Here is a 1,237-nt window from a genome sequence, read left to right on the forward strand (position 1 = left end):
CGGCACGCTACAAGGATGGAGTTGACGATGGCGCAACGCAGGGCGATCACGACCACGCAGGCAAAGCGGTGGGCCAAGGCGACCAAGACCGAGAAGGCCGAGATCCTGGACGCTGTGGTCCAGGTCACCGGCTGGCACCGCGATCATGCCCGCAAGATGCTGCGCCGCGCGGCCGCCGGCCAGACACCCACCTCGCGTCGCCCCCGTGACCCGGCACGCCGCTACGACACCGAGGTCACCGACGCGTTGGTGCGGTGCTGGGCACTGCTCGACGGGATCGCCTCGAAACGCCTCGCCGCCGCACTACCCAGGCTGCTGACCGCGCTGGACCACCTCGACCGGCTCGAGATGACCATCGAGGTCAAGGAGCAACTGCTGACCATGTCACCGGCCACCATGGACCGCCACCTGAAGCCGTATCGGCAAGGGCTGATCGCCACCCACGGCATCGCCCACACCAAACCCGGATCCCTGTTGAAGTCCTCGATCCCGCTGAAGACGTGGGCCCAATGGAACGACACCGAACCCGGGTTCATCGAGATCGACCTGGTCGGCCACGAAGGCGGCGACAACAACGGCGCCTTCCACTACAGCCTCAACGCCACCGACGTGGCCACCGGCTGGACCGAAACCTGCACCGTGCGATCCAAAGGCGAACGCATCGTCGCCGCAGGCCTCGAAAACCTCATCGGCCGGTTCCCGTTCCTGATCCTGGGAATCCACTCCGACAACGGCTCCGAGTTCATCAACAACCACCTGGCCAAGCTCTGCGAGCTGCGCCACCTGACCTTCACCCGCGGCCGCCCCTCCCACAGCAACGACCAGGCACACATCGAACAGAAGAACTGGTCCATCGTGCGCCGCGCGGTCGGCTACTTCCGCTACGACACCACCCGCGAACTCGACCTGCTCAACCAGCTCTGGCCCGCCCACAACGACCGCAACAACCTCCTCATGCCCAGCCAGAAGCTGATCTCCAAGACCCGCACCGGCGCAAAAGTCACCAAGAAACACGACCGTGCCACCACACCAGCCGAACGTCTCCTACGCGACCACCCCGATGCTCTCGACACCCACGAACGCGCCGCCCTCGAAACCCGGCTCGTCACCGTCGACCCCATCGCACTGGGCGAGCACATCGACCTCATCCAACGAAACCTGCTCGAACTCGCCAAACGCCGCGGAGCCGTCCAACGACGCGCGAAACGCAACCACGTCTACCTCTCCCGCACGAAAA

At 65.3% G+C, this 1,237-nt stretch carries 1 protein-coding gene; it reads left to right on the top strand.

Features of this window, described 5'->3' with window-relative positions:
* Nucleotides 1-15: 15 nt before the first annotated feature.
* The coding region (locus ABEA30_RS15600) for a DDE-type integrase/transposase/recombinase (protein ID WP_345584494.1) at nucleotides 16-1,237 on the top strand (1,222 nt) is incomplete at its 3' end.

It is taken from the genome of Tessaracoccus lubricantis, from assembly GCF_039544535.1.
Lineage (GTDB): Bacteria > Actinomycetota > Actinomycetes > Propionibacteriales > Propionibacteriaceae > Arachnia > Arachnia lubricantis.